Here is a 20563-nt window from a genome sequence, read left to right as displayed (position 1 = left end):
GGTAGAACCAGGCCTGACGGCCTGGCACGTAACATCATGCACCTAGCCTAACGCCCAACGCGATGATTGGCGATCAGCGCTTGCCGGCATCGTAGGTCTGCACGGCAGCGCTGCCGCCTTCGTCGACATCGCGGGTGACCTCGTCGCACTTCTGGCGGTCACCACCGCAGATCGAGCACTCCTTTTCAATGCCCAGGTTGGCGATGCCGCCGCAGGAACCGGCGATGGGCTTGCGCCCCATTATCACGCCTACCGCCATCATGCCGACGACCAGGACCATGACTAGAAATACAACCACAAAGGTCATTGCTCTTCTCCTGCAGCGAATAGCTGCTCGAATGCGGCGGTGCCATGAGAGGCGAAACCATCACCCTCACGAACGACAAAAAATGCAGCGATGGCGTTGCGCTCGGCAAACGCCTTGCCGGCTTCCGGCCCAAGCACCATGAGTAGGGTAGACAAGCCATCGGCACGTAAGGTCGATGGATCTGCCACGGTTACCGCTGCCAGCTTGTGGCTCACCGGCTTGCCGGTCAGCGGATCGAGCGTGTGCGAGTAGCGCTGGCCATTCTCCTCGAAATAGTTGCGGTAGTCGCCTGAAGTCGAAATACCGTAACCGTCGAGCGAGAGGATCCGTTGGGCAACCCGTTGATCGTCCCGCGGTGCCTCGAGCCCGATGCGCCAGTGTGCACCATCGGGTTTGCGGCCTGCCGCCTTGAGCTCGCCGGTGGCCTCGACCAGGTAACTGCTCACCCCCAGGTCGGCAAGCCTGGCAATGATCCGATCCACCGCGTACCCGGCAGCGATACTGTTGAAATCGACTTCGACATCGACATCCTTGCAGAGCAGGTTGCCCTCGATGCGCAGGTGCCGCTGGCCTACGCGCTGGCGTACCTCGCTCAGCTTCTGTTGGCTCGGAACCGCTTCACCCTGCCCTTTGGGCCCGAACCCCCAGAGGTCGAGCAAAGGCTCCAGGGTGAGATCGAACGCACCGCCACTTTGGTCATGCAGGCGGTTGCCCGCCGCAATCAACGTCAGTACGCCCTCGGGCATCTCCTGGCAGGTACCCGGCGCGGCGCGGTTGAACTGTTCGATCAGTGAATCGGAGCGGTAAGTGGACATCTGCTGATCGATCTCGGCCAGAATCTGCTCGGTGGCCGCCTTGATCTCGCTGTGCGGGGCAACTCCTTCGCTGCGCACGTATTTGACCGAATAAGTGCTGCCCATGGTCGGACCGCCAAACTCTTCGATCCGATCAGAAGCAAGACAGCCCGTTAAGGCTGCCGCCAGGGCGACAGCGATAACGGGCCGACATACCGCTAGTGCCACATCAACCGCCAAAGTCGTCGAGAAGAATGTTTTCCTGCTCCACGCCAAGGTCGGTCAGCATCTTGATGACTGCAGCGTTCATCATGGGCGGACCGCACATGTAGTACTCGCAGTCTTCCGGTGCCGGATGGTCCTTCAGATAATTTTCATACAGCACGTTGTGAATGAAGCCCTTGAGCCCGGTCCAGTTGTCTTCTGGTTGAGGATCGGATAAAGCCAGGTGCCACTCGAAGTTCGGATTCTCCGCCTGCAACTGGTCGTACTCTTCATTGTAGAAGGCTTCACGCATCGAACGCGCGCCGTACCAGAAGCTGATCTTGCGCGTGGATTTCAGGCGCTTGAGCTGATCGAAGATATGCGAGCGCATGGGCGCCATACCGGCACCACCGCCGATGAAGACCATCTCGGCGTCGGTATCCTTGGCGAAGAACTCACCAAACGGCCCGTACACGGTGACCTTGTCACCCGGCTTGAGACTGAACACCCAGGACGACATTTGGCCTGGCGGCAGATGGTCCTTGCCCGGCGGCGGCGATGCGATACGGATATTGAACTTCACCAGGCCGACTTCTTCGGGGTAGTTGGCCATCGAGTAGGCGCGAATGACGGTTTCTTCGACCTTGGAGACGTACTTCCACTGGTTGAACTTGTCCCAGTCGCCGCGATACTCCTCCTGGATGTCGAAGTCCTTGTAGTGCACCTCGTGGGGCGGACATTCCAGCTGCACGTAACCGCCTGCGCGGAAATCGACGTTCTCGCCTTCCGGAAGCTTGAGCGTCAGCTCCTTGATGAAGGTGGCGACGTTGGGGTTGGACTCGACCGTACATTCCCACTTCTTCACGCCGAAGACTTCTTCCGGGACCTCGATCTTCATGTCCTGCTTGACCGAGGTCTGGCAGGACAGACGCCAGCCTTCACGGGCTTCGCGCTTGTTGAAGTGCGACTCCTCGGTAGACAGCATCTCTCCGCCGCCACTCTCGACGATGCACTTGCACTGCGCGCAGGTGCCGCCGCCACCACAGGCAGAAGACAGGAAAATATTGTTCGAGGCCAGCGTCTGCAGCAATTTGCCGCCTGCCGGCACCACGATGGTTTTTTCGCCGTTGATCTCGATGCTCACATCGCCGCTGGATACCAGCTTGGCGCGGGCCACGAGAATGACCAGCACCAGCGCCAGAACGATGCCGGTGAACATGCCGATGGCGAGAAAGATTTCGTAATTCATCTGTTCATCCTTTCCTTACAACTGCACGCCGGAGAAGGACATGAAGCCAAGCGACATCAGACCGATGGTGATGAAGGTGATGCCCAGCCCCTGCAGGCCGGCGGGCACATCACTGTACTTGAGCTTCTCGCGAATACCGGCCAGAGCCGCGATCGCCAGCGCCCAGGAAAGGCCGGAACCAAAGCCGTACACGGTACTTTCCGCCAGGTTGTAGTCACGCTCGACCATGAACAGGGTGCCGCCCATGATGGCGCAGTTCACCGTGATCAGCGGGAGGAACACGCCCAGTGCGTTGTAAAGGGCGGGCACGTACTTATCCAGCAGCATTTCCAGGATCTGCACGATCGCCGCGATGACGCCGATATAGCTGAGCAGCCCAAGGAAGCTCAGATCGACCTCCGGCAAGCCCGCCCAGGCGAGCGCACCGTCCTTGAGCAGGTAGGTGTAGATCAGATTGTTGGCAGGAACGGTAATGACCTGCACCACGACCACCGCAATGCCGAGACCGATCGCGGTTTCGACTTTCTTGGAAATGGCGATGAAGGTACACATGCCGAGAAAGAAGGCCAGCGCCATGTTCTCGACGAAGATGGACTTCGCCAGCAGACCGACATAATGCTCCATCAGTAAGCCTCCTTGTTCGAGACCTGGGGCGCCATCTTGAAGCTGTCCTTTTCCACCTGCTCGGTCTTCCAGGCGCGCAGGCCCCAGATAAACAGGCCGATCAGGAAGAACGCCGAAGGTGGCAGCAACAGCATGCCGTTGGGCTGATACCAGCCGCCGTCATTGACCACCGGAATGATGGTGTAGCCCATCAGCTTGCCGGCACCGAACAGCTCGCGAATGATGCCCAGCGCTACCAGCATGGCGCTGTAACCCAGACCGTTGCCGATACCGTCGAAGAACGACAGCATCGGCGGGTTCTGCATGGCGAACGCCTCGGCGCGCCCCATCACGATGCAGTTGGTGATGATCAGGCCGACGAACACCGATAGCTGCTTGGAGAGGCTGAAGGCATATGCCTTGAGCAACTGATCGACCACGATGACCAGCGATGCGATGATCACCATTTGCACGATCATGCGGATGGACGCCGGAATCTGGCTGCGAATCATCGAGATGAACAGGTTGGAAAAGCCCGTCACCAGCGTCAGGGCGATCGACATCACCAGGGCGGTCTTGAGGTTGGAGGTCACCGCCAGCGCGGAACAGATACCCAGGATCTGCAGACCGATCGGGTTGTTGTTGAAAATCGGATTGAGCAATACGTCTTTGACAGATGGCTGTGCCATATCAAGCCTCCCCTGCGCGCAGGTTAGCGATAAACGGGCCGAAACCGTTCTGACCGAGCCAGAACTTGATCAGGTGATCCACGCCGTTGGCGGTCAGTGTCGCGCCGGCCAGGCCATCGACCTGGTGCTCGGCATCCGGGCTTTGCGGGTTCACGCCGCCCTTGACGATTTCCACCGCCAGTTCGCCGTTCTCATCGAAAACCTTCTTGCCGGGCCATTGGCCCGTCCACTTCGGGTTATCGACTTCACCACCCAGGCCGGGCGTTTCAGCGTGCTGATAGAAGCCCATGCCGACCACGGTATTGAGATCCCCTTCAAGGGCAATGAAGCCATGCAGGGTCGACCACAGGCCATAGCCTCTCACCGGCAGGATCACTGTCTGAAGCTGCCCCTCCTTTTCCACCACGTATACCGTGGTGTAGCGCTCGAGGCGACGAATGGAGGCGATATCCTCGCTCGACGAAAGCTGCCTGGACAGTTCGGGATCCTTGGCAGCGGCCAGCGGCTCGAACGTCACCGGATCGAACTCGTCTGAGAACTTGCCGGTTTCCAGATCCACCAGGCGCGCCTTGATGGTGTCCTCGAACATCGCCCTGACCGCTGCACCCGGCATGCTCGGATCGCCCAGCCCGGCAATCGCCAGGATGCTGCGCTGCTTGTCCAGCAAGCGGTTTTCCAGCTGAGTGGGCTTGAGCGCGACCGCTGCACCGGCAACGAACACGGAACAAACCAGGCAGACCAGCAACGCGACCAGCAGCGTACGGGCGGTAGATTCTTTCTGACTAGACATTGCGTGCCAGCCTCCGCTTGATATTGGCCTGAACAACGAAATGGTCGATCAGCGGCGCGAACAGGTTGGCGAACAGAATGGCGAGCATCATGCCCTCGGGGAACGCCGGGTTGACGACACGGATCAGCACGACCATCACGCCGATGAGGATGCCGAAGATCCACTTGCCGGTGTTGGTCATCGAGGCCGATACCGGATCGGTAGCCATGAAAATCATGCCGAAGGCGAAACCACCTACGACGAGGTGCCAGTACCAGGGCATGGCGAACATCGGGTTGCTGTCCGAGCCGAGCGTATTGAACAGCAGGCTCAGCCCGATCATGCCGATCATGACTCCCGAAACGATACGCCAGGATGCGATCTTGGTGATCAGCAGAACGGCGCCACCGATCAGGATAGCCAGCGTGCTGGTTTCGCCGATGGAGCCATGGATGGTGCCGATGAATGCATCCATCCAGGACACACCGCCGTTGATCATGTACTCGACGCCACCCGTGGCGGCCATGCTCAGAGACGTGGCACCTGCGTACCCGTCGACGGCGGTCCAGACTGCATCACCGGACATCTGCGCCGGGTAGGCGAAGAACAGGAAGGCACGGCCGGTTAGTGCCGGGTTGAGGAAGTTCTTGCCAGTCCCCCCGAAGACTTCCTTGCCGATCACCACGCCGAAGCTGATGCCCAGCGCGACCTGCCACAGCGGAATGCTGGGCGGCAGGATCAGCGCGAACAGCACCGAGGTGACGAAGAAGCCTTCGTTGACCTCATGGCGACGAATCGACGCGAACAACACTTCCCAGAAGCCACCAACGATGAAGGTCACCGCATAGATGGGTAGAAAGTACGCCGCGCCCTGAATGAAGTTATCCCACAGGCTGTTCGGATCGAACCCGGCCAGTGCGCCGATAAGACCAAAGCGCCAGCCGTCCTGCGCCGCCAGCAGATCAGGGCTCTGGGCGAAAATCAGGTTGGCCTGGTAGCCGGTGTTCCACATCCCGAAGAACATGGCAGGAAAGGTACAGGCCCACACGGTGATCATCATGCGCTTGAGGTCGATACCGTCACGCACGTGAGCGGTGGTCCTGGTTACGCTGGCCGGACGATAAAAAAAGGTGTCGACAGCTTCGTAGAGGGCGTACCACTTCTCGTACTTGCCGCCCTTTTCGAAGTTGTGCTCGATCTTGTCGAGGAATGCACGGATGCCCACGGGTTAACCCTCCTTCTCGATACGGCTGAGGTTGTCCCGCAGGATCGGACCATATTCATATTTGCCGGCACACACGTAGGTACACAGCGCCAGGTCTTCCTCATCCAGCTCGAGGCAACCCAGTTGCTGCGCCTTTTCCGTGTCGCCGACTATCAGGTAGCGCAACAGCTGCGTGGGCAGGATGTCCAGTGGCATCACCGTTTCGTAGTTGCCTACCGGCACCATGGCCCTCGGGCTGCCATTGGTGGTGGTGGAAAACGCGAAGCGCTTGGCCCCCATCAGCTTGGAAACGAAGATGTTCAGCACCGAATGCTTGTTGACACCGGCGCGCAGGTAATGCATCACCTCACGATCGTTGCCTTCCTTGAGGCACGACACCTGCAAGTGGTAACGCCCCAGATACGCGCAAGCACCGCGGGACGTGCGACCGCCCAGCACGGAACCGGAGACCACGCGGTTATCACCCGGCACCAGTTCACCGGCGCTCAGTTCGGTGAGGTTGGCACCCAGGCGGGTGCGCAACAGGCGCGGACGCTCGACCACAGGGCCGGCCAGCGCAACCACGCGCTCGACCCACAACTCACCGGTGGTAAACAGTTTGCCGACGGCGATGACGTCCTGATAGTTGATCGTCCACACGCTTTTGCCGGCATGTACAGGGTCGAGGAAATGAATGTGGGTGCCTGGCAGGCCGGCAGGGTGCGGGCCTGCGAACGCCTCGGTGTGGACTCCTGCGACCTGCTCGCCCGGCAGGCTGACGCCGGCGGCCTTGCACAGGAAAACCCGGGCCAGACGGGTCAGAACCTTGAGGCCATTGGCGAAGTCGGCAGCGTGCTCGGCAATGATCAAGGCGGGGTCGGCAGCGAGCGGATGGGTGTCGATAGCGGTGACGAAGATCGAACTGGGCGTGCCGTCAATTGCCGGCACTTTGCTGAACGGCCGGGTTCGCAGGGCTGTCCACAGGCCTGAGGCCTGCAGGTTTTCGCGCACCAGGGCACCATCCAGGCTGTCCAGCTGCCCCTCGGCATACAGGGCGAAACGCTCATGATCATCGCCATCGAGCTCGATGACGACCGACTGCAGCACACGCTTTTCTCCGCGATGGATGGCACTGATCACGCCGGCTCCCGGCGCGGTGTAGTGCACCCCTTCGGACTGCTTGTCCGAAAAGAGAATCTGGCCCAGCTTGACCCGGTCACCCACCTGAACGGCCATGGTGGGCTTCATCCCCGGATAATCGAAGCCTATGACAGCCACGCTGCGCACGGGTCTGGTTGCCTCGATCTGCTGAGCCGGCGCGCCTGTGATGGGCAAGTCCAGCCCATGTTTTATTTTGATCATAGGTTTGCCTAACCACTGTTTTTCAGCTTTTTTTAGAATGCGTCCGACCCCTGAAAACCAAATGGTCGACGCACGCCCATATCGCATATGGATGTGTGTCGATGTCGAACGCAGGTAAGAAATCGGCGCAATTATAAAGTTGTGCGAGGAGCAGACGCCAGCCAAGCGCTTGTTTTTTTAGCCTTCCGTTACAGCGAGCAACAGAATGATGGCAAATGTGTGCACTTCCATGGATATCCAGGCCATCAGCGATGTCGAGCGGGGGTACGGTCCGCAAGACGCAGCGAAAAGCCGCAGGGCACGCAAAAAAATGGGAGCCCGAAGGCTCCCATTTTTTTGCAGTGCGACAGTCGGTAGATCAGCGCGGGAATGCCGGCGGGTTGACCCCGGCCATGTCTTCCATTACGCGGACCACCTGGCAGCTGTAGCCGAACTCATTGTCATACCAAACGTAGAGAACCACGCGGTTGTCGTTGGTGATGGTCGCCTCGGCATCGACCACACCGGCGTGGCGCGAGCCCACGAAGTCGGTGGACACCACTTCCTGGGAGCTGACGAAGTCGATCTGCTTCTGCAGGTCCGAGTGCATGGCCATCTGGCGCAGGTACTCGTTGATCTCTTCGCGAGTCGTAGCCTTCTCCAGGTTCAGGTTGAGAATGGCCATGGACACGTTCGGCGTCGGCACGCGAATGGCGTTGCCGGTCAGCTTGCCCTTGAGCACCGGCAGCGCCTTGGCAGCAGCGGTGGCCGCACCGGTTTCGGTGATGACCATGTTCAACGCGGCGCTGCGGCCACGACGGCTACCTTTATGGAAGTTGTCGATCAGGTTCTGGTCGTTGGTGTACGAGTGAACGGTTTCGACGTGGCCATTGACGATGCCGTACTGATCATTGACCGCCTTGAGCACCGGCACGATGGCATTGGTGGTACAGGAAGCGGCCGAGATGATCTTGTCCTCGGCGGTGATTTCGCCGTGGTTGATGCCGTGCACGATGTTCTTCAGGGCACCCTTGCCCGGTGCGGTCAGCACCACGCGATCGACACCGGGGCACTTGAGGTGCTGGCCCAGGCCTTCGGCGTCACGCCATACGCCGGTGTTGTCGACCAGCAGTGCGTCCTTGATGCCGTACTGGGTGTAGTCGATGGCCGACGGGTCCTTGGCATAGATCACCTGGATCAGGTTGCCGTTGGCGGTCAGGGTGCTGTTCTCTTCGTCGATGGTGATGGTGCCATCGAACTTGCCGTGCACCGAGTCGCGGCGCAGCAGGCTGGCGCGCTTGACCAGGTCGTTCTCGGCGCCCTTGCGCACGACGATGGCACGCAGGCGCAGGCCGTCGCCACCACCGGTGTGCTCGATCAGGATGCGCGCCAGGAGGCGGCCGATGCGGCCGAAGCCGTAGAGGATGACGTCGGTGCCTTTGCGCGGGGAAGCGTTCTGCTGGCCAGCAACGTCGGCGAGTTCGTCCTTGACGAACTGCTCGATGCTGCGGCCCTGGCCTTCGGCCTTGAACTTGCCGACCATCTTGCCGAGGTCGACGGACGCCGCGCCCAGCTTGAGCTCGCTCATGGCCTTGAGTACGGCGTAGGTATCGTGAACGGCCAGGCCGCTCTCGTCAGCCTGACGGTGACGGGCGAAGCGATGCGCCTTGAGAATCTCGATGACCGAGCGGTTGATCAGGCTGCGGCCATGGATCGACAGCACCACGTTGTTGTTGCGGTACAGCTGACCAATCAGCGGAATCATCGCCTCGGCGAGAGCTTCACGGTCAATCCATTCACCAAGACACTGGTCGGGCTTCTGAGTCACGGCAATACCTTCCACATGTAGGGGCTGAAAAAAGGGGCTACATTATGACGACCCAGCCAGGGGTCGGCAATCTGCAGCGGTCGAAACACTGACAGTCATCCTCGCGGATAGTTACAATCGGGGGCCAAATCGTTACCAATCGCGAGCCACCCGTGCCTGTACTGCGTCTGCCGTCCTTGCCGGCCACCGCCGGTAAACAACACTGGGGCAACCTGCCCGGTGCCGCGCTGAGCCTGGCCATCGCCGAGGCGGCCAACTCCGCCAAACGCTTCACCCTGCTGCTCACCGCCGACAGCCAGAGCGCCGAGCGCCTGGAGCAGGAGCTGAGCTTCTTCGCGCCAGAGCTGCCGGTGCTGCACTTCCCGGACTGGGAAACGCTGCCCTACGACCTGTTCTCGCCGCACCAGGACATCATCTCCCAGAGAATCGCCGCGCTGTACCGCCTGCCGGAGCTCAAGCACGGCATTCTGGTCGTGCCGATCACCACGGCGCTGCATCGCCTCGCGCCCACACGGTTTCTGCTCGGTAGCAGCCTGGTGCTGGATGTTGGTCAGCGCATCAATGTCGATGACATGCGTGCGCGCCTGGAAGCCACCGGTTATCGCTATGTCGATACCGTCTACGAGCATGGCGAATTCACCGTGCGTGGCGCGCTGATCGACCTGTTCCCGATGGGCAGCAAGCAGCCGTTTCGTATCGACCTGTTCGACGACGAGATCGAAACCCTGCGCACCTTCGACCCGGAGACCCAGCGCTCGATCGACAAGGTCGAGTCGATCAAGCTGCTGCCGGCCCGCGAGTTTCCGCTGGAGAAGAAAGCCGTCACCGACTTCCGTGGGCGCTTTCGCGAGCGCTTCGATGTCGACTTCCGGCGCTGCCCGATCTACCAGGACCTGTCCACCGGCATCACCCCGGCCGGTATCGAGTACTACCTGCCGCTGTTCTTCGAGGAAACCGCCACCCTCTTCGACTACCTGCCCCAGGACACCCAGGTGTTCTCGTTGCCCGGCATCGAAAAGGCCGCGGAACAGTTCTGGACCGATGCGCGCAACCGCTACGAGGAACGTCGCGTCGATCCCGAGCGGCCGCTGCTGCCACCCGCCGACATCTTCCTGCCGGTCGAGGACTGCTTCGCCCGCCTGAAGGACTGGCCGCGGGTGGTGATCAGCCCGGAGGACATCGAGCCAGGCGTCGGCCGTACGCGCTTCGAGGCCAGCGCCCTGCCCGACCTAGCGATCCAGGCCAAGACCAGCGAACCATTGGCCGCCCTGCGCCGCTTCATCGAGGAATACCCGGGCCGGGTGCTGTTCTGCGCAGAGTCCGCCGGGCGCCGCGAGGTGCTGCTCGAACTGCTCGCGCGGCTCAAGCTCAAGCCCAAAGAAGTCGAAGGCTGGCCGCAGTTCTGCGCGGGCAAGGAGCGTCTGGGCATCACCATCGCGCCGCTCGATGAGGGCCTGCAACTCGCCGATATCGCGTTGATCGCCGAAAGCCCGCTGTTCGGCCAGCGCATCATGCAACGCCGCCGCCGCGAGAAGACCCGCGATGCCGGCGACAACGTGATAAAGAACCTCACCGAGCTGCGCGAAGGCGCGCCGGTGGTGCATATCGATCATGGCGTGGGGCGCTACCTGGGCCTGGTGACGATGGAGTTCGATGGCCAGGCCGCCGAGTTCCTCGCCCTGATGTATGCCGAGGAAGCCAAGTTGTATGTACCGGTCGCCAGCCTGCACCTCATAGCCCGCTATACCGGCAGCGACGACGCCCTCGCCCCGCTACACCGCCTCGGCTCGGAAGTCTGGCAGAAGGCCAAGCGCAAGGCGGCCGAGCAAGTGCGCGACGTTGCCGCCGAACTGCTCGACATCTATGCCCGCCGCGCCGCGCGCGAAGGCTATGCGTTCAACGACCCGAAAGCCGATTACGAAACCTTCAGCGCCGGCTTCCCGTTCGAAGAAACCCCCGATCAGCAGAGCGCCATCGAAGCAGTGCGCGACGACATGCTCGCGCCCAAGCCGATGGATCGCCTGGTGTGCGGCGACGTCGGCTTCGGCAAGACCGAGGTGGCCATGCGCGCCGCCTTCATCGCCGTGCACGGCGGTCGCCAGGTCGCGATCCTGGTGCCCACCACACTGCTCGCCCAGCAGCACTACAACAGCTTCCGCGACCGCTTCGCCGACTGGCCGGTAACGGTGGAAGTGATGAGCCGCTTCAAGAGCGCCAAGGAAGTCAGCGCCGCCATCGAGCAATTGGCCGACGGCAAGATCGACATCATCATCGGCACCCACAAGCTGCTGCAGGATGACGTCAAGATCAAGAACCTGGGCCTGGTGATCATCGACGAAGAACACCGCTTCGGCGTACGCCAGAAGGAAGCGCTCAAGGCACTGCGCAGCGAGGTGGACATTCTCACCCTCACCGCCACGCCGATTCCGCGCACCCTGAACATGGCCGTCGCCGGTATGCGCGACCTGTCGATCATCGCCACGCCGCCCGCACGCCGCCTGTCGGTGCGCACCTTCGTCATGGAGCAGAACAAGCCGACCATCAAGGAGGCGCTGCTGCGCGAGCTGCTGCGCGGTGGCCAGGTGTACTACCTGCACAACGACGTGAAGAGCATCGAGAAGTGCGCGGCAGACCTCGCCGAACTGGTGCCCGAAGCACGTATCGGCATCGGCCACGGGCAGATGCACGAGCGCGAACTGGAACAGGTGATGGGCGACTTCTACCACAAGCGCTTCAACGTGCTGATCGCCTCGACCATCATCGAGACCGGTATCGACGTACCGAGCGCCAACACCATCATCATCGAGCGCGCCGACAAGTTCGGTCTGGCCCAGCTGCACCAACTGCGCGGCCGCGTCGGCCGCAGCCACCACCAGGCCTACGCGTACCTGCTGACGCCACCGCGCAAGCAGATGACAGACGACGCGCAGAAGCGCCTCGAGGCCATCGCCAATGCCCAGGACCTCGGGGCGGGCTTTGTGCTCGCCACCCACGACCTGGAAATCCGCGGTGCCGGCGAGCTGCTCGGCGACGGCCAGAGCGGGCAGATCCAGGCGGTCGGCTTCACCCTCTACATGGAAATGCTCGAGCGCGCGGTGAAGTCGATCCGCAAGGGCGAGCAGCCGAACCTCGACCAACCACTGGGCGGCGGCCCGGAAATCAACCTGCGCGTCCCGGCACTGATTCCCGAGGACTACCTGCCCGACGTGCACGCCCGCCTGATCCTCTACAAGCGCATCGCCAACGCCGTTGATGAAGACGGCCTGAAAGAGCTGCAAGTGGAAATGATCGACCGCTTCGGCCTGCTCCCCGAGCCGGCCAAGCATCTGGTGCGCATCACCCTGCTCAAGCTGCAGGCCGAGCGCCTGGGCATCAAGAAGATCGATGCCGGCCCGCAAGGCGGGCGTATCGAGTTCGCGGCGGAAACACCGGTCGATCCGCTGACGCTGATCAAGCTGATCCAGAGCGCGCCGAATCGCTACAAGTTCGAAGGCGCCACGCTGTTCCGTTTCTCCCTTCCCATGGAGCGGCCGGAAGAACGTTTCAATACGCTGGAAGCCTTGCTGGAACGCCTGCTGGCGACCGTACAGAGCTGAGACGAGTCAGGGCCGCACATGCGGCCCTGATTGTTTGTGGCGTGGGTGATTGAAGACGTCGCTTAAGCGACTGCTGTAAGGCAGAAGCAGCCGATCACTGCGTAGGGTGGACAACGCTCTTTTTGTCCACCATTGCGGTTGCAGAGCGGTGGACGGGTCGGGCCGCGTAGGTGAAGCGCCGTCCACCCTACGACTGTGCGAGCGGGCCGTGCCCGCGATTCGCGTGCATGAACAACTGGGCGTCCCCGCCCGCTCCCACCATTCGTAGGTTACGCATCATCTGCGCGCATCCCAGGTAGACGTAGGGTGGATGGCGCTTTTTTCATCCACCATTGCGATCGCAAAGCGGTGGACGGATGAAGCGTCGTCCACCCTACGCCTAGAGCTCCTCCCACGATCGTGAACGACCGCTACCGCCACTAAGCGGAAGTTCGCCTCACTCCACCAGCTGCGCAGCTCGCAACGCAGAGAGTGCCTGCGCCCAGCGCGGATTCTGGCGATAGTCGACGCCAGGGAAAGCGCGGCGACGCATACGCTCCAGGCCTTTCGGCGCCACGACCCCAAGACGCTGCGCTGCCGTTAGCGCCAGCTCCGCCGCCGCTCGATCATTGCACACCAGCCCCATGTCGCAGCCAGCCGTCAGCGCTGCTTCGATGCGACTGGCCGCATCGCCGACCACATGGGCGCCGGCCATCGACAGATCGTCACTGAAAATCACGCCCTCGAAACCCAACTCACCGCGCAGGATGTCCTGCAGCCAGCGGCGTGAGAACCCGGCCGGCTGGTTATCGACCTGGGAGTAGATGACGTGGGCCGGCATCACCGCTGCCAGGTCACGACTCAAGGCCGCGAAAGGTCGCAGATCGTTCTGGCGGATTTCATCCAGGCTGCGCTCGTCGGTTGGAATCGCCACATGGGAATCGGCTTCGGCCCAACCATGACCTGGGAAATGCTTGCCAGTCGCCGCCATACCCGCCTGCGCCATGCCGCGTATAAAGGCGCCGGCCAACTGGGTAGCACGCTCCGGGTCGCCCTCGAATGCTCTATGACCAACCACCGCGCTGCGCTCATGATCCAGGTCGAGCACCGGGGCGAAGCTCAGGTCCAGCCCTGCAGCGAGCACCTCGGTCGCCATCACCCAGCCGCACTGTAGGGCCAGGCCATCGGCATCTGCGCAGCCCGCGATGGCGCGCATCGCCGGCAAGCGCACGAAACCTTCTCGCAGGCGCTGCACCCGGCCGCCCTCCTGGTCGACCGCCAGCAGCAGATCCGGGCGTACCGCACGGATCGCCTGGCACAACTCACGCACCTGCCGGGCATTCTCGATATTGCGGGCGAAGATGATCAGGCCGCCAACTTCGGGCTGACGCAGCAACTGCCGGTCCTCGGCAGTCAGCCAGGTACCGGCGATATCCACCATCAGGGAGCCATACAGGGGTGTACTCACAGCAGGTATTCCTTCATTCAGTGACAGCAGTGCCCACAGCGAGTCACGCTTTAAACAGGTCGCCGGGAAACAGCATGGGCAGGCTCAACATCGGACAGCGAGACGCATACAGGTTCCTTGTAGCGAACCGGCGCGGCGAACGCACCGCACTCGCGTCACATCGGGGTGATCGGCATCGCAGGCGCAAGCTTATGGCTGCGACAACCACGCCGCAAGCCGGGCGCCAGCGATCAAGCCTTGATGATGGGTGGGGTTTTGCTTCGAGGGATGAGCTGCGCAGCCGCCAGTCGCGGGTCGGTCACGCCGCTTTCGGAGCGCATGCCGGCGGCCAGGAACGGCACCATCAGGCGCATGACCTGCTCGATCGAGGTATCCACGCCAAAATCGCTCTCCGCCATGGCCCGCAGGGCCTTGATGCCCGACATGCTGAACGCCGCGGCGCCAAGCATGAAGTGCACACGCCAGAACAGCTCGAGCGGAGGAATGCCGGGCGCCGCTTCATGCACCAGCAGCATGTAGCGACGAAACACCTTGCCGTAGACCTCTTCGAGGTACTTGCGCAGATGGCCCTGGCTCTGACTGAAGGCCAGGCCCAGCAGACGCATGAAGATCGACAGGTCGTTACCGCTGCGTGGCTTGACCGCCAGCGCCTGCTCGACCAGCAGCTCGAGCAGTTCTTCGAGACTGAATGTCACGCCGGGCTTGCTCTGGCGCTTGTCGAGCTCGCGCTCCAGGCTGGCGCAGAACGGCCCGAGAAAACGTGAGAACACCGCCTGGATCAAGGCCTTCTTGGAGCCGAAATGGTAGTTGACGGCCGCCAGGTTGACGCCGGCCTTGCTGGTGATCAGGCGCAACGACGTCTCGGCGAACCCCTTTTCCGCGAACAGCTGTTCCGCGGCATCAAGAATGCGTTCAACGGTTTCCGATTGCGCCATGACATCCACCCGACAAACAAGTGTTTGAAACATACGTTTCAGACTGCTCACCTGTCAAGTCGCGCGGGGCGGATTCTGAATGCCCGGTCACCCTTCGGCGATGGCGTCAGCGGCGCGCATGCGACAGTACAAAGCTGCCAGAGCATAGCCCGTTGTGCATCATTTATCAGCAGCCGATAAATCGCCAAGGGGACACGACAAGGATTGCCAAGCGTCGCTTACTGTATATAATCCCAGTCACTGTATAAAAAGACAGAGCCACCCACATGATCAAGCTCACGTCCCGCCAAGCTGAAATCCTCGCCTTCATCAAGCAGTGCCTGGAAGACAACGGCTATCCGCCGACCCGCGCGGAGATTGCCCAGGCACTGGGCTTCAAATCGCCCAATGCCGCAGAGGAACACCTCAAGGCGCTGGCCCGCAAGGGCGCGATCGAAATGACGCCGGGTGCCTCGCGCGGCATCCGTATCCCCGGCTTCGAACCCAACCAGACCGAAGAAGATGGGCTGCCGGTAATTGGCCGTGTCGCCGCCGGCGCGCCGATCCTGGCGCAACAGCACATAGAGGAAGCCTGCCGGATAAACCCGGACTTCTTCCGCCCCAGGGCCGACTACCTGTTGCGTGTTCGCGGCATGAGCATGAAGGACATCGGCATCATCGACGGCGACCTGCTCGCGGTGCACACCACCAGCGAAGCCCGCAACGGCCAGGTGGTGGTTGCGCGCATCGACGACGAAGTCACGGTCAAGCGTTTCAAGCGTGAAGGCAATACCGTCTGGCTACTGGCGGAAAACCCCGAGTTCGCCCCGATCGAGGTGAACCTGGAAGAGCAGGACCTGATTATCGAAGGCTTGAGTGTCGGCGTGATACGCCGTTAATGGAGGCTTTATGCAGTTCCCGCAGTCGCTGAGCCGCACCCAGCTGCCCCTGTTCGACGCTTTTCTGGCATCGACGGTGCCGCCGGCCGAACCCGAACCGATCTCCCACCAGACCACTTTCAGCGAGGTATCACTGAGAGGCGCTGCAGGCCACTGCCTCACGCTGCTGGCGCCAATGCTGCGGGAGTTGAGCGAGAAGGATGACGATCGCTGGCTGACGCTGATCGCGCCACCGGCCAGCCTCACGCAAAGTTGGTTACGCGATGCCGGCCTGAACCGCGAGCGCATTTTACTGCTGCACCCGCGCAACAGCCAGAGTGCCCTGCAGCTGGCCCAGGAAGCCCTCAAGCTTGGTCGTAGCCATACGGTCGTCAGTTGGCTGCAGCCACTGCCCCCGCATGCGCGCCAGCAGCTGGAGAGCGCTGCACACACCGGCAAGGCACAAAGCCTGAACATCAGCCTCGGCTGAAGCGCAGCGCCAGGTAGCAAGGCGCGCCGAGAGCTGCGAACAGGAGCGATACTGCCGCCAACGGCGGTACGCCTCTCATGAGCACCCAAGCTCGCGCAAGCGCCGTATACCGTGGTGAATGAAATGAACCATGGCAATGCACGCCACGGCAGCAAGTGCCTTGGCGCCGGGGCGATACCCGTCAGCTAGTCAGGTTTCGATAGCGCTACAAGCCCAATCAGTGCAGGACGCGCGGCTCATCTTCCTGTTCGAAATCGCCTTCGGCCATTTTCCCGGCCATCTGCACGCCGACGTTGAGCATCGCCTTGGCGACCTCCACGTGCTGGCCCTGGAGAAAGGCCTTGGCATCATCGGAAAAATCCAACACCACCAGCGCTTCCTCATCGTCGGCTCGACGCAGGGCGATACGCCCATCGGGCAATTCGACGATTTCAAGGAAGGAAGTAGACATGTCTCGGATTCTCCAGATAGGGCCGCCCATTGTAGCAGCCGCTCCGTTCAATCGTCTGACCAATAAGCCGCCAGGCGCTGAACGGGTTGTTCATTGATCGGCGGCCCGGCTGCTCACCACTCGCTGAGGCCAACTCGAAAACGCTGCGCCAGGGCCTTCAGTTCCTGCCGCCAGCTCTCCAGCGTATCCCGGGCGAGCGGTGGCACCTCGCGGTCCAGGCTCACAGCCTCGATCAGCGTGGCCGCGGCAGGATCTGCCTTGGCTTCACGCTGCGCGCGCGGTGGCTGAAACAACGCAGCGTGGGCTGCCAGCAACTGACCAAGCCAGGTATGCGGGTGCTCCGCAAGCTCGACCAACTCTGCCAGCTCGGGGCTTGGCGCGGTGGCCAGGCTCTGGCGATCCAGCAGCACCTCGGCACGCGACGCACTGCCGTTAGGCAGCCGATAGTAGCCGGCGATCTCGTGGCAAAGCCCGAGCAGCGCACCGTACAGGTGAAACAGCGTGGCCTCGCGCTCGGCCTGCACCAGCGCCTGGGCATTCATCGCCCGGCCCTGCTCGGCCTTCTGCCAGGACTCCAACGCGAGCCCGGCATAGAAAATCTTCTGGTTGGTGCGGGTATACAGTTCGCCTGCCATATGCACTCCTGATGCTCAGGCACGCCCTGGCGGGCATGCCTGGCGCCGATCAACGCTTGTCTTCGACCTTCCACTTGCCGCCATCGAAGAACGCTTTCCAACCGGTGGGTTTGCCGTCCACTTCGGTCTGCACGTACTGCTCCTTGGTCTTGCGGCTGTAGCGAATCACCGCGGCACGGCCTTCGGGATCCTTGGCCGGCGCATCGATCAGAAAGTGATACTTCGGATCGATCTCGTCCTTGTGCGGGATCAGCTCGAGCACCAGCGGCGCGCGGGTCTCGCGGTTTTTCGGGAACTGGCTGGCAGCCAGGAACAAACCGGAAGCACCGTCACGCAGCACGTAGGTATCGTCGACCTTTTCGCACTTGAGCTCCGGCATCTTCACCGCATCCATCTTCGGTGGCGCAGGCTCACCACTGCGCAGCAACTTGCGGGTGTTCTTGCATTCGCTGTTGGTGCAGCCGAAGAACTTGCCGAAACGGCCGGTCTTGAGCTGCATCTGGCTACCGCACTTGTCGCACTCCAGGCTCGGCCCTTCGTAGCCCTTGATGCGGAACTGACCCTGCTCGATCTCATAACCGGCGCAGTCCGGGTTATTGCCGCAGATGTGCAGCTTGCGGGTTTCATCCAGCAGGTAGGCATCCATCGCGGTGGCGCAGATCGGGCAGCGGTGCTTGCCGAGCAGCACGCGCGACTCCGACTCACCCTCGTCATCGGCGGCAATCTCGTCACCGGGTACCAGGTTCACCGTGGCCTTGCAGCGCTCTTTTGGCGGCAGGGCGTAGCCCGAGCAGCCAAGGAACACACCGGTCGAGGCGGTGCGAATCATCATCGGCCGGCCACAGTCGCGGCACGGGATGTCGGTCAGGGTCGGCGTATTGGCCCGCATGCCGTTGTCGCCGTCGGCTGCCACTTCGAGCTTCTTCTTGAAATCGCCATAGAACTCGTCGAGCAGGTGCTTCCACTCGCGCTCGCCCTGGGCCACATCGTCGAGATTCTCTTCCATGCCCGCGGTGAAGCCGTAGTCCATCAGGTCCGAGAAGCTCTCGGACAGGCGCTCGGTGACGATGTCGCCCATCTTCTCGGAATAGAAGCGCCGGTTGTGCAACGCCACGTAGCCGCGATCCTGGATGGTGGAAATGATCGCCGCGTAGGTGGACGGGCGACCGATCCCGCGCTTTTCCATTTCCTTGACAAGGCTGGCTTCCGAATAACGCGCTGGCGGCTTGGTGAAATGCTGGCTGGGGTCAAGCTTGATCAGCTTGAGCGCCTCGCCCTGTTTCATTTCCGGCAACACCGCATCGTCGCCCGGCTTGCTCATCTGTGGCTGCGCACGGGTGTAGCCGTCGAACTTGAGGATACGGCCCTTGGCGCGCAACTCGAACTGCGCAGCGGTGACGGTCACGGTAGTCGACAGGTACTCGGCGGGCGGCATCTGACAGGCCACGAACTGGCGCCAGATCAACTCGTACAGACGCTCGGCATCACGCTCCATGCCAGACAGCTGGTTGGGGCGCAGGTTGACGTCGGAGGGGCGAATCGCTTCGTGCGCCTCCTGGGCGCCTTCTTTGCTGGAATAGAAGTTCGGCTTCTCCGGCAGGTATTTCTTGCCGTACTCACTGTCGATGAAACCACGCACCATCTCGATGGCATCGGCCGACAGGTTGGTGGAGTCGGTACGCATGTAGGTGATGTAGCCGGCCTCGTAGAGACGCTGGGCCATCATCATGGTCTTCTTCACGCCGAAGCCCAGGCGGGTGCTGGCGGCCTGCTGCAGCGTGGAAGTAATGAACGGGGCGGTCGGCTTGCTGCTGGTCGGCTTGTCTTCACGCTTGGCGATGCTGTAGCTGGACGACTTGAGCGTCGCCAGCGCAGCCATGGCCTGGGCTTCGTTCAGCGGCTTGAAGGCAGCGCCGTTCTCACGGGCCACTTCGAAGCGCACGTCAGCACCTTTGGCGGTACCCAGATCTGCGTGCACTTCCCAATATTCTTCAGGCACGAACGCACGGATTTCCTTCTCGCGCTCGACCACCAGTTTCACCGCAACCGACTGCACGCGGCCGGCAGACAAGCCACGGGCGATCTTCGACCACAGCAGCGGCGACACCATGTAGCCCACCACGCGGTCGAGGAAGCGCCGCGCCTGCTGGGCATTGACCCGATTGATGTCCAGCTCACCCGGGGCCGAAAACGCCTCCTGAATGGCCTTCTTGGTGATCTCGTTGAATACCACGCGCTTGTAGCGGCTGTCGTCGCCACCGATGGATTCGCGCAGGTGCCAGGCGATAGCCTCCCCCTCTCTATCCAAGTCGGTCGCGAGATAGATGGTGTCGGCTTCCTTGGCCAGACGGCGAAGCTCTTCGACCACCTTTTCCTTGCCCGGCAGGATCTCGTACTTGGCCTTCCAGCCATGTTCGGGGTCGACGCCCATGCGGGTGAACAGCTGGCGCTTGGCCTTTTCCTTCGGTGACAACGCCGGGGTTTCGCCCGCAGCGGCTTTGCCACGCTTCACGGGTTCCTTCGCGGCCGTCGAGCCACTGGTGGGGAGGTCGCGGATGTGGCCGATGCTCGACTTCACCACGTACTGGCTGCCCAGGTACTTGTTGATGGTCTTGGCCTTGGCCGGGGATTCCACGATGACCAGCGATTTACCCATGGATTGGAAAATTCCTGAAATTCGGTAATGGAAAGGCAGCGAGTGCCTGAAAAAACTGTTGGGCGTATCGGCTCGATGCATCTCGCATCGGCGATGAAGGCGCTCGCTCGACAGAACGAACGCCAGAGAACGTGGCGCCTGCCGCGTGCATCACGCTACTCCAGCCCTTCTCCAAGCGACTTGAAGTACCCTGCGACCTGCTTTGGCCCCGCTATATATAGTGGCGGTCAAGCCAAGGTCAAGGGCAAGTGCTTTTTTGCAGCCGCCTCAAGGGCGACGCAAAACGCTCGGTTCGCCCTCGACAAAAGCAAAGCGTGGAACGTGCTCGCCGTCCACTTCGACCTCACTGGTGAACATCTCCAGTGGGCGCACCCAGAGGCCGTATTCACCATACAACGCCTGGTAAACGACGACCTGCTCCTGGGTCTCGGAATGCATGGCTACGCCTAGCACACGGTACTCGGGACCTTTGTAGTGACGGTAGAGACCGGGTTGCAGCGACATCATT

18 protein-coding genes are annotated in these 20563 nt (G+C 61.8%); 3 read left to right on the top strand and 15 right to left on the bottom strand.

What is annotated here, in order from left to right; translation table 11 throughout:
• Positions 1-73 precede the first annotated feature (73 nt).
• The 9 genes from nqrM to ACZ0AV_RS21895 form a co-directional block, all read right to left on the bottom strand.
• Complete coding sequence (gene nqrM / locus ACZ0AV_RS21935; protein WP_499152973.1) at positions 74-307, bottom strand: (Na+)-NQR maturation NqrM; 234 nt, start codon at positions 305-307, stop codon at positions 74-76.
• Positions 304-1227: an FAD:protein FMN transferase gene (locus tag ACZ0AV_RS21930; protein WP_499153424.1), complete on the bottom strand. Its 924-nt coding sequence runs from the start codon at positions 1225-1227 to the stop codon at positions 304-306. The genes nqrM and ACZ0AV_RS21930 overlap by 4 nt, the downstream gene beginning before the upstream one ends.
• A 103-nt stretch (positions 1228-1330) precedes the next feature.
• Positions 1331-2554, bottom strand: coding sequence for an NADH:ubiquinone reductase (Na(+)-transporting) subunit F (gene nqrF, locus ACZ0AV_RS21925; protein WP_499152972.1), 1224 nt, complete (start codon positions 2552-2554; stop codon positions 1331-1333).
• A 15-nt stretch (positions 2555-2569) separates the two neighbouring features.
• Positions 2570-3178 (bottom strand): NADH:ubiquinone reductase (Na(+)-transporting) subunit E, encoded by a 609-nt coding sequence (nqrE, locus tag ACZ0AV_RS21920; protein WP_499152971.1) that lies wholly within the window; start codon positions 3176-3178, stop codon positions 2570-2572.
• The gene (locus ACZ0AV_RS21915; RefSeq protein ID WP_499152970.1) at positions 3178-3846 is read right to left on the bottom strand and encodes an NADH:ubiquinone reductase (Na(+)-transporting) subunit D; all 669 of its coding nucleotides are present in this window, start codon (positions 3844-3846) and stop codon (positions 3178-3180) included. The genes nqrE and ACZ0AV_RS21915 overlap by 1 nt, the downstream gene beginning before the upstream one ends.
• Position 3847: 1 nt before the next feature.
• A complete protein-coding gene (locus ACZ0AV_RS21910; RefSeq protein ID WP_499152969.1) occupies positions 3848-4636 on the bottom strand; it encodes a Na(+)-translocating NADH-quinone reductase subunit C in 789 nt (262 codons plus the stop codon).
• A complete protein-coding gene (locus tag ACZ0AV_RS21905) occupies positions 4629-5840 on the bottom strand; it encodes an NADH:ubiquinone reductase (Na(+)-transporting) subunit B (RefSeq protein ID WP_499152968.1) in 1212 nt (403 codons plus the stop codon). Before ACZ0AV_RS21905 ends, ACZ0AV_RS21910 begins: the two co-directional genes overlap by 8 nt.
• A gap of 3 nt (positions 5841-5843) precedes the next feature.
• Positions 5844-7181 carry a Na(+)-translocating NADH-quinone reductase subunit A gene (locus ACZ0AV_RS21900; protein ID WP_499152967.1) on the bottom strand — a complete coding sequence of 446 codons (1338 nt, stop codon included), beginning with the start codon at positions 7179-7181 and terminating at the stop codon, positions 5844-5846.
• 358 nt (positions 7182-7539) lie between these two features.
• Complete coding sequence (locus tag ACZ0AV_RS21895) at positions 7540-8988, bottom strand: glyceraldehyde-3-phosphate dehydrogenase (RefSeq protein WP_499152966.1); 1449 nt, start codon at positions 8986-8988, stop codon at positions 7540-7542.
• A 152-nt stretch (positions 8989-9140) separates the two neighbouring features.
• On the opposite strand from ACZ0AV_RS21895, the gene mfd reads away from it, so the two are divergent.
• Positions 9141-12584: a transcription-repair coupling factor gene (gene mfd, locus ACZ0AV_RS21890; RefSeq protein ID WP_499152965.1), complete on the top strand. Its 3444-nt coding sequence runs from the start codon at positions 9141-9143 to the stop codon at positions 12582-12584.
• Positions 12585-13020: 436 nt separating this feature from the next.
• Here the strand turns inward: mfd and nagZ are convergent, their stop codons facing one another.
• Entirely contained in the window at positions 13021-14019 is a 999-nt protein-coding gene (nagZ, locus tag ACZ0AV_RS21885) for a beta-N-acetylhexosaminidase (RefSeq protein WP_499153423.1), read from the bottom strand.
• A gap of 242 nt (positions 14020-14261) precedes the next feature.
• Positions 14262-14966 (bottom strand): TetR/AcrR family transcriptional regulator, encoded by a 705-nt coding sequence (locus ACZ0AV_RS21880; protein ID WP_499152964.1) that lies wholly within the window; start codon positions 14964-14966, stop codon positions 14262-14264.
• A gap of 266 nt (positions 14967-15232) precedes the next feature.
• Between ACZ0AV_RS21880 and lexA the strand changes: the two genes are divergently transcribed.
• Both lexA and sulA read left to right on the top strand, forming a co-directional pair.
• Positions 15233-15844 carry a transcriptional repressor LexA gene (gene lexA / locus ACZ0AV_RS21875; RefSeq protein WP_499152963.1) on the top strand — a complete coding sequence of 204 codons (612 nt, stop codon included), beginning with the start codon at positions 15233-15235 and terminating at the stop codon, positions 15842-15844.
• Positions 15845-15854: 10 nt separating this feature from the next.
• A complete protein-coding gene (gene sulA, locus ACZ0AV_RS21870; protein ID WP_499152962.1) occupies positions 15855-16313 on the top strand; it encodes an SOS-induced cell division inhibitor SulA in 459 nt (152 codons plus the stop codon).
• Positions 16314-16530: 217 nt separating this feature from the next.
• Here sulA and ACZ0AV_RS21865 read toward each other — a convergent pair whose 3' ends face one another.
• The 4 genes from ACZ0AV_RS21865 to ACZ0AV_RS21850 form a co-directional block, all read right to left on the bottom strand.
• On the bottom strand, positions 16531-16764 hold the full coding sequence (locus tag ACZ0AV_RS21865) for a hypothetical protein (RefSeq protein ID WP_499152961.1): 234 nt from the start codon (positions 16762-16764) through the stop codon (positions 16531-16533).
• A 113-nt stretch (positions 16765-16877) separates the two neighbouring features.
• Positions 16878-17399: a DUF6586 family protein gene (locus ACZ0AV_RS21860; protein ID WP_499152960.1), complete on the bottom strand. Its 522-nt coding sequence runs from the start codon at positions 17397-17399 to the stop codon at positions 16878-16880.
• A gap of 49 nt (positions 17400-17448) precedes the next feature.
• Positions 17449-20055, bottom strand: a complete 2607-nt coding sequence (topA, locus tag ACZ0AV_RS21855) for a type I DNA topoisomerase (RefSeq protein ID WP_499152959.1) — start codon at positions 20053-20055, stop codon at positions 17449-17451.
• Between the two features lie 267 nt (positions 20056-20322).
• Positions 20323-20559 (bottom strand): DUF1653 domain-containing protein, encoded by a 237-nt coding sequence (locus tag ACZ0AV_RS21850; RefSeq protein WP_499152958.1) that lies wholly within the window; start codon positions 20557-20559, stop codon positions 20323-20325.
• Positions 20560-20563: the final 4 nt, after the last annotated feature.

The organism is Pseudomonas sp. AC532, assembly GCF_979258965.1.
The sequence above is the reverse complement of the archived record's forward strand: the minus strand, read 5'-3'. Positions and strand labels throughout refer to the sequence as shown.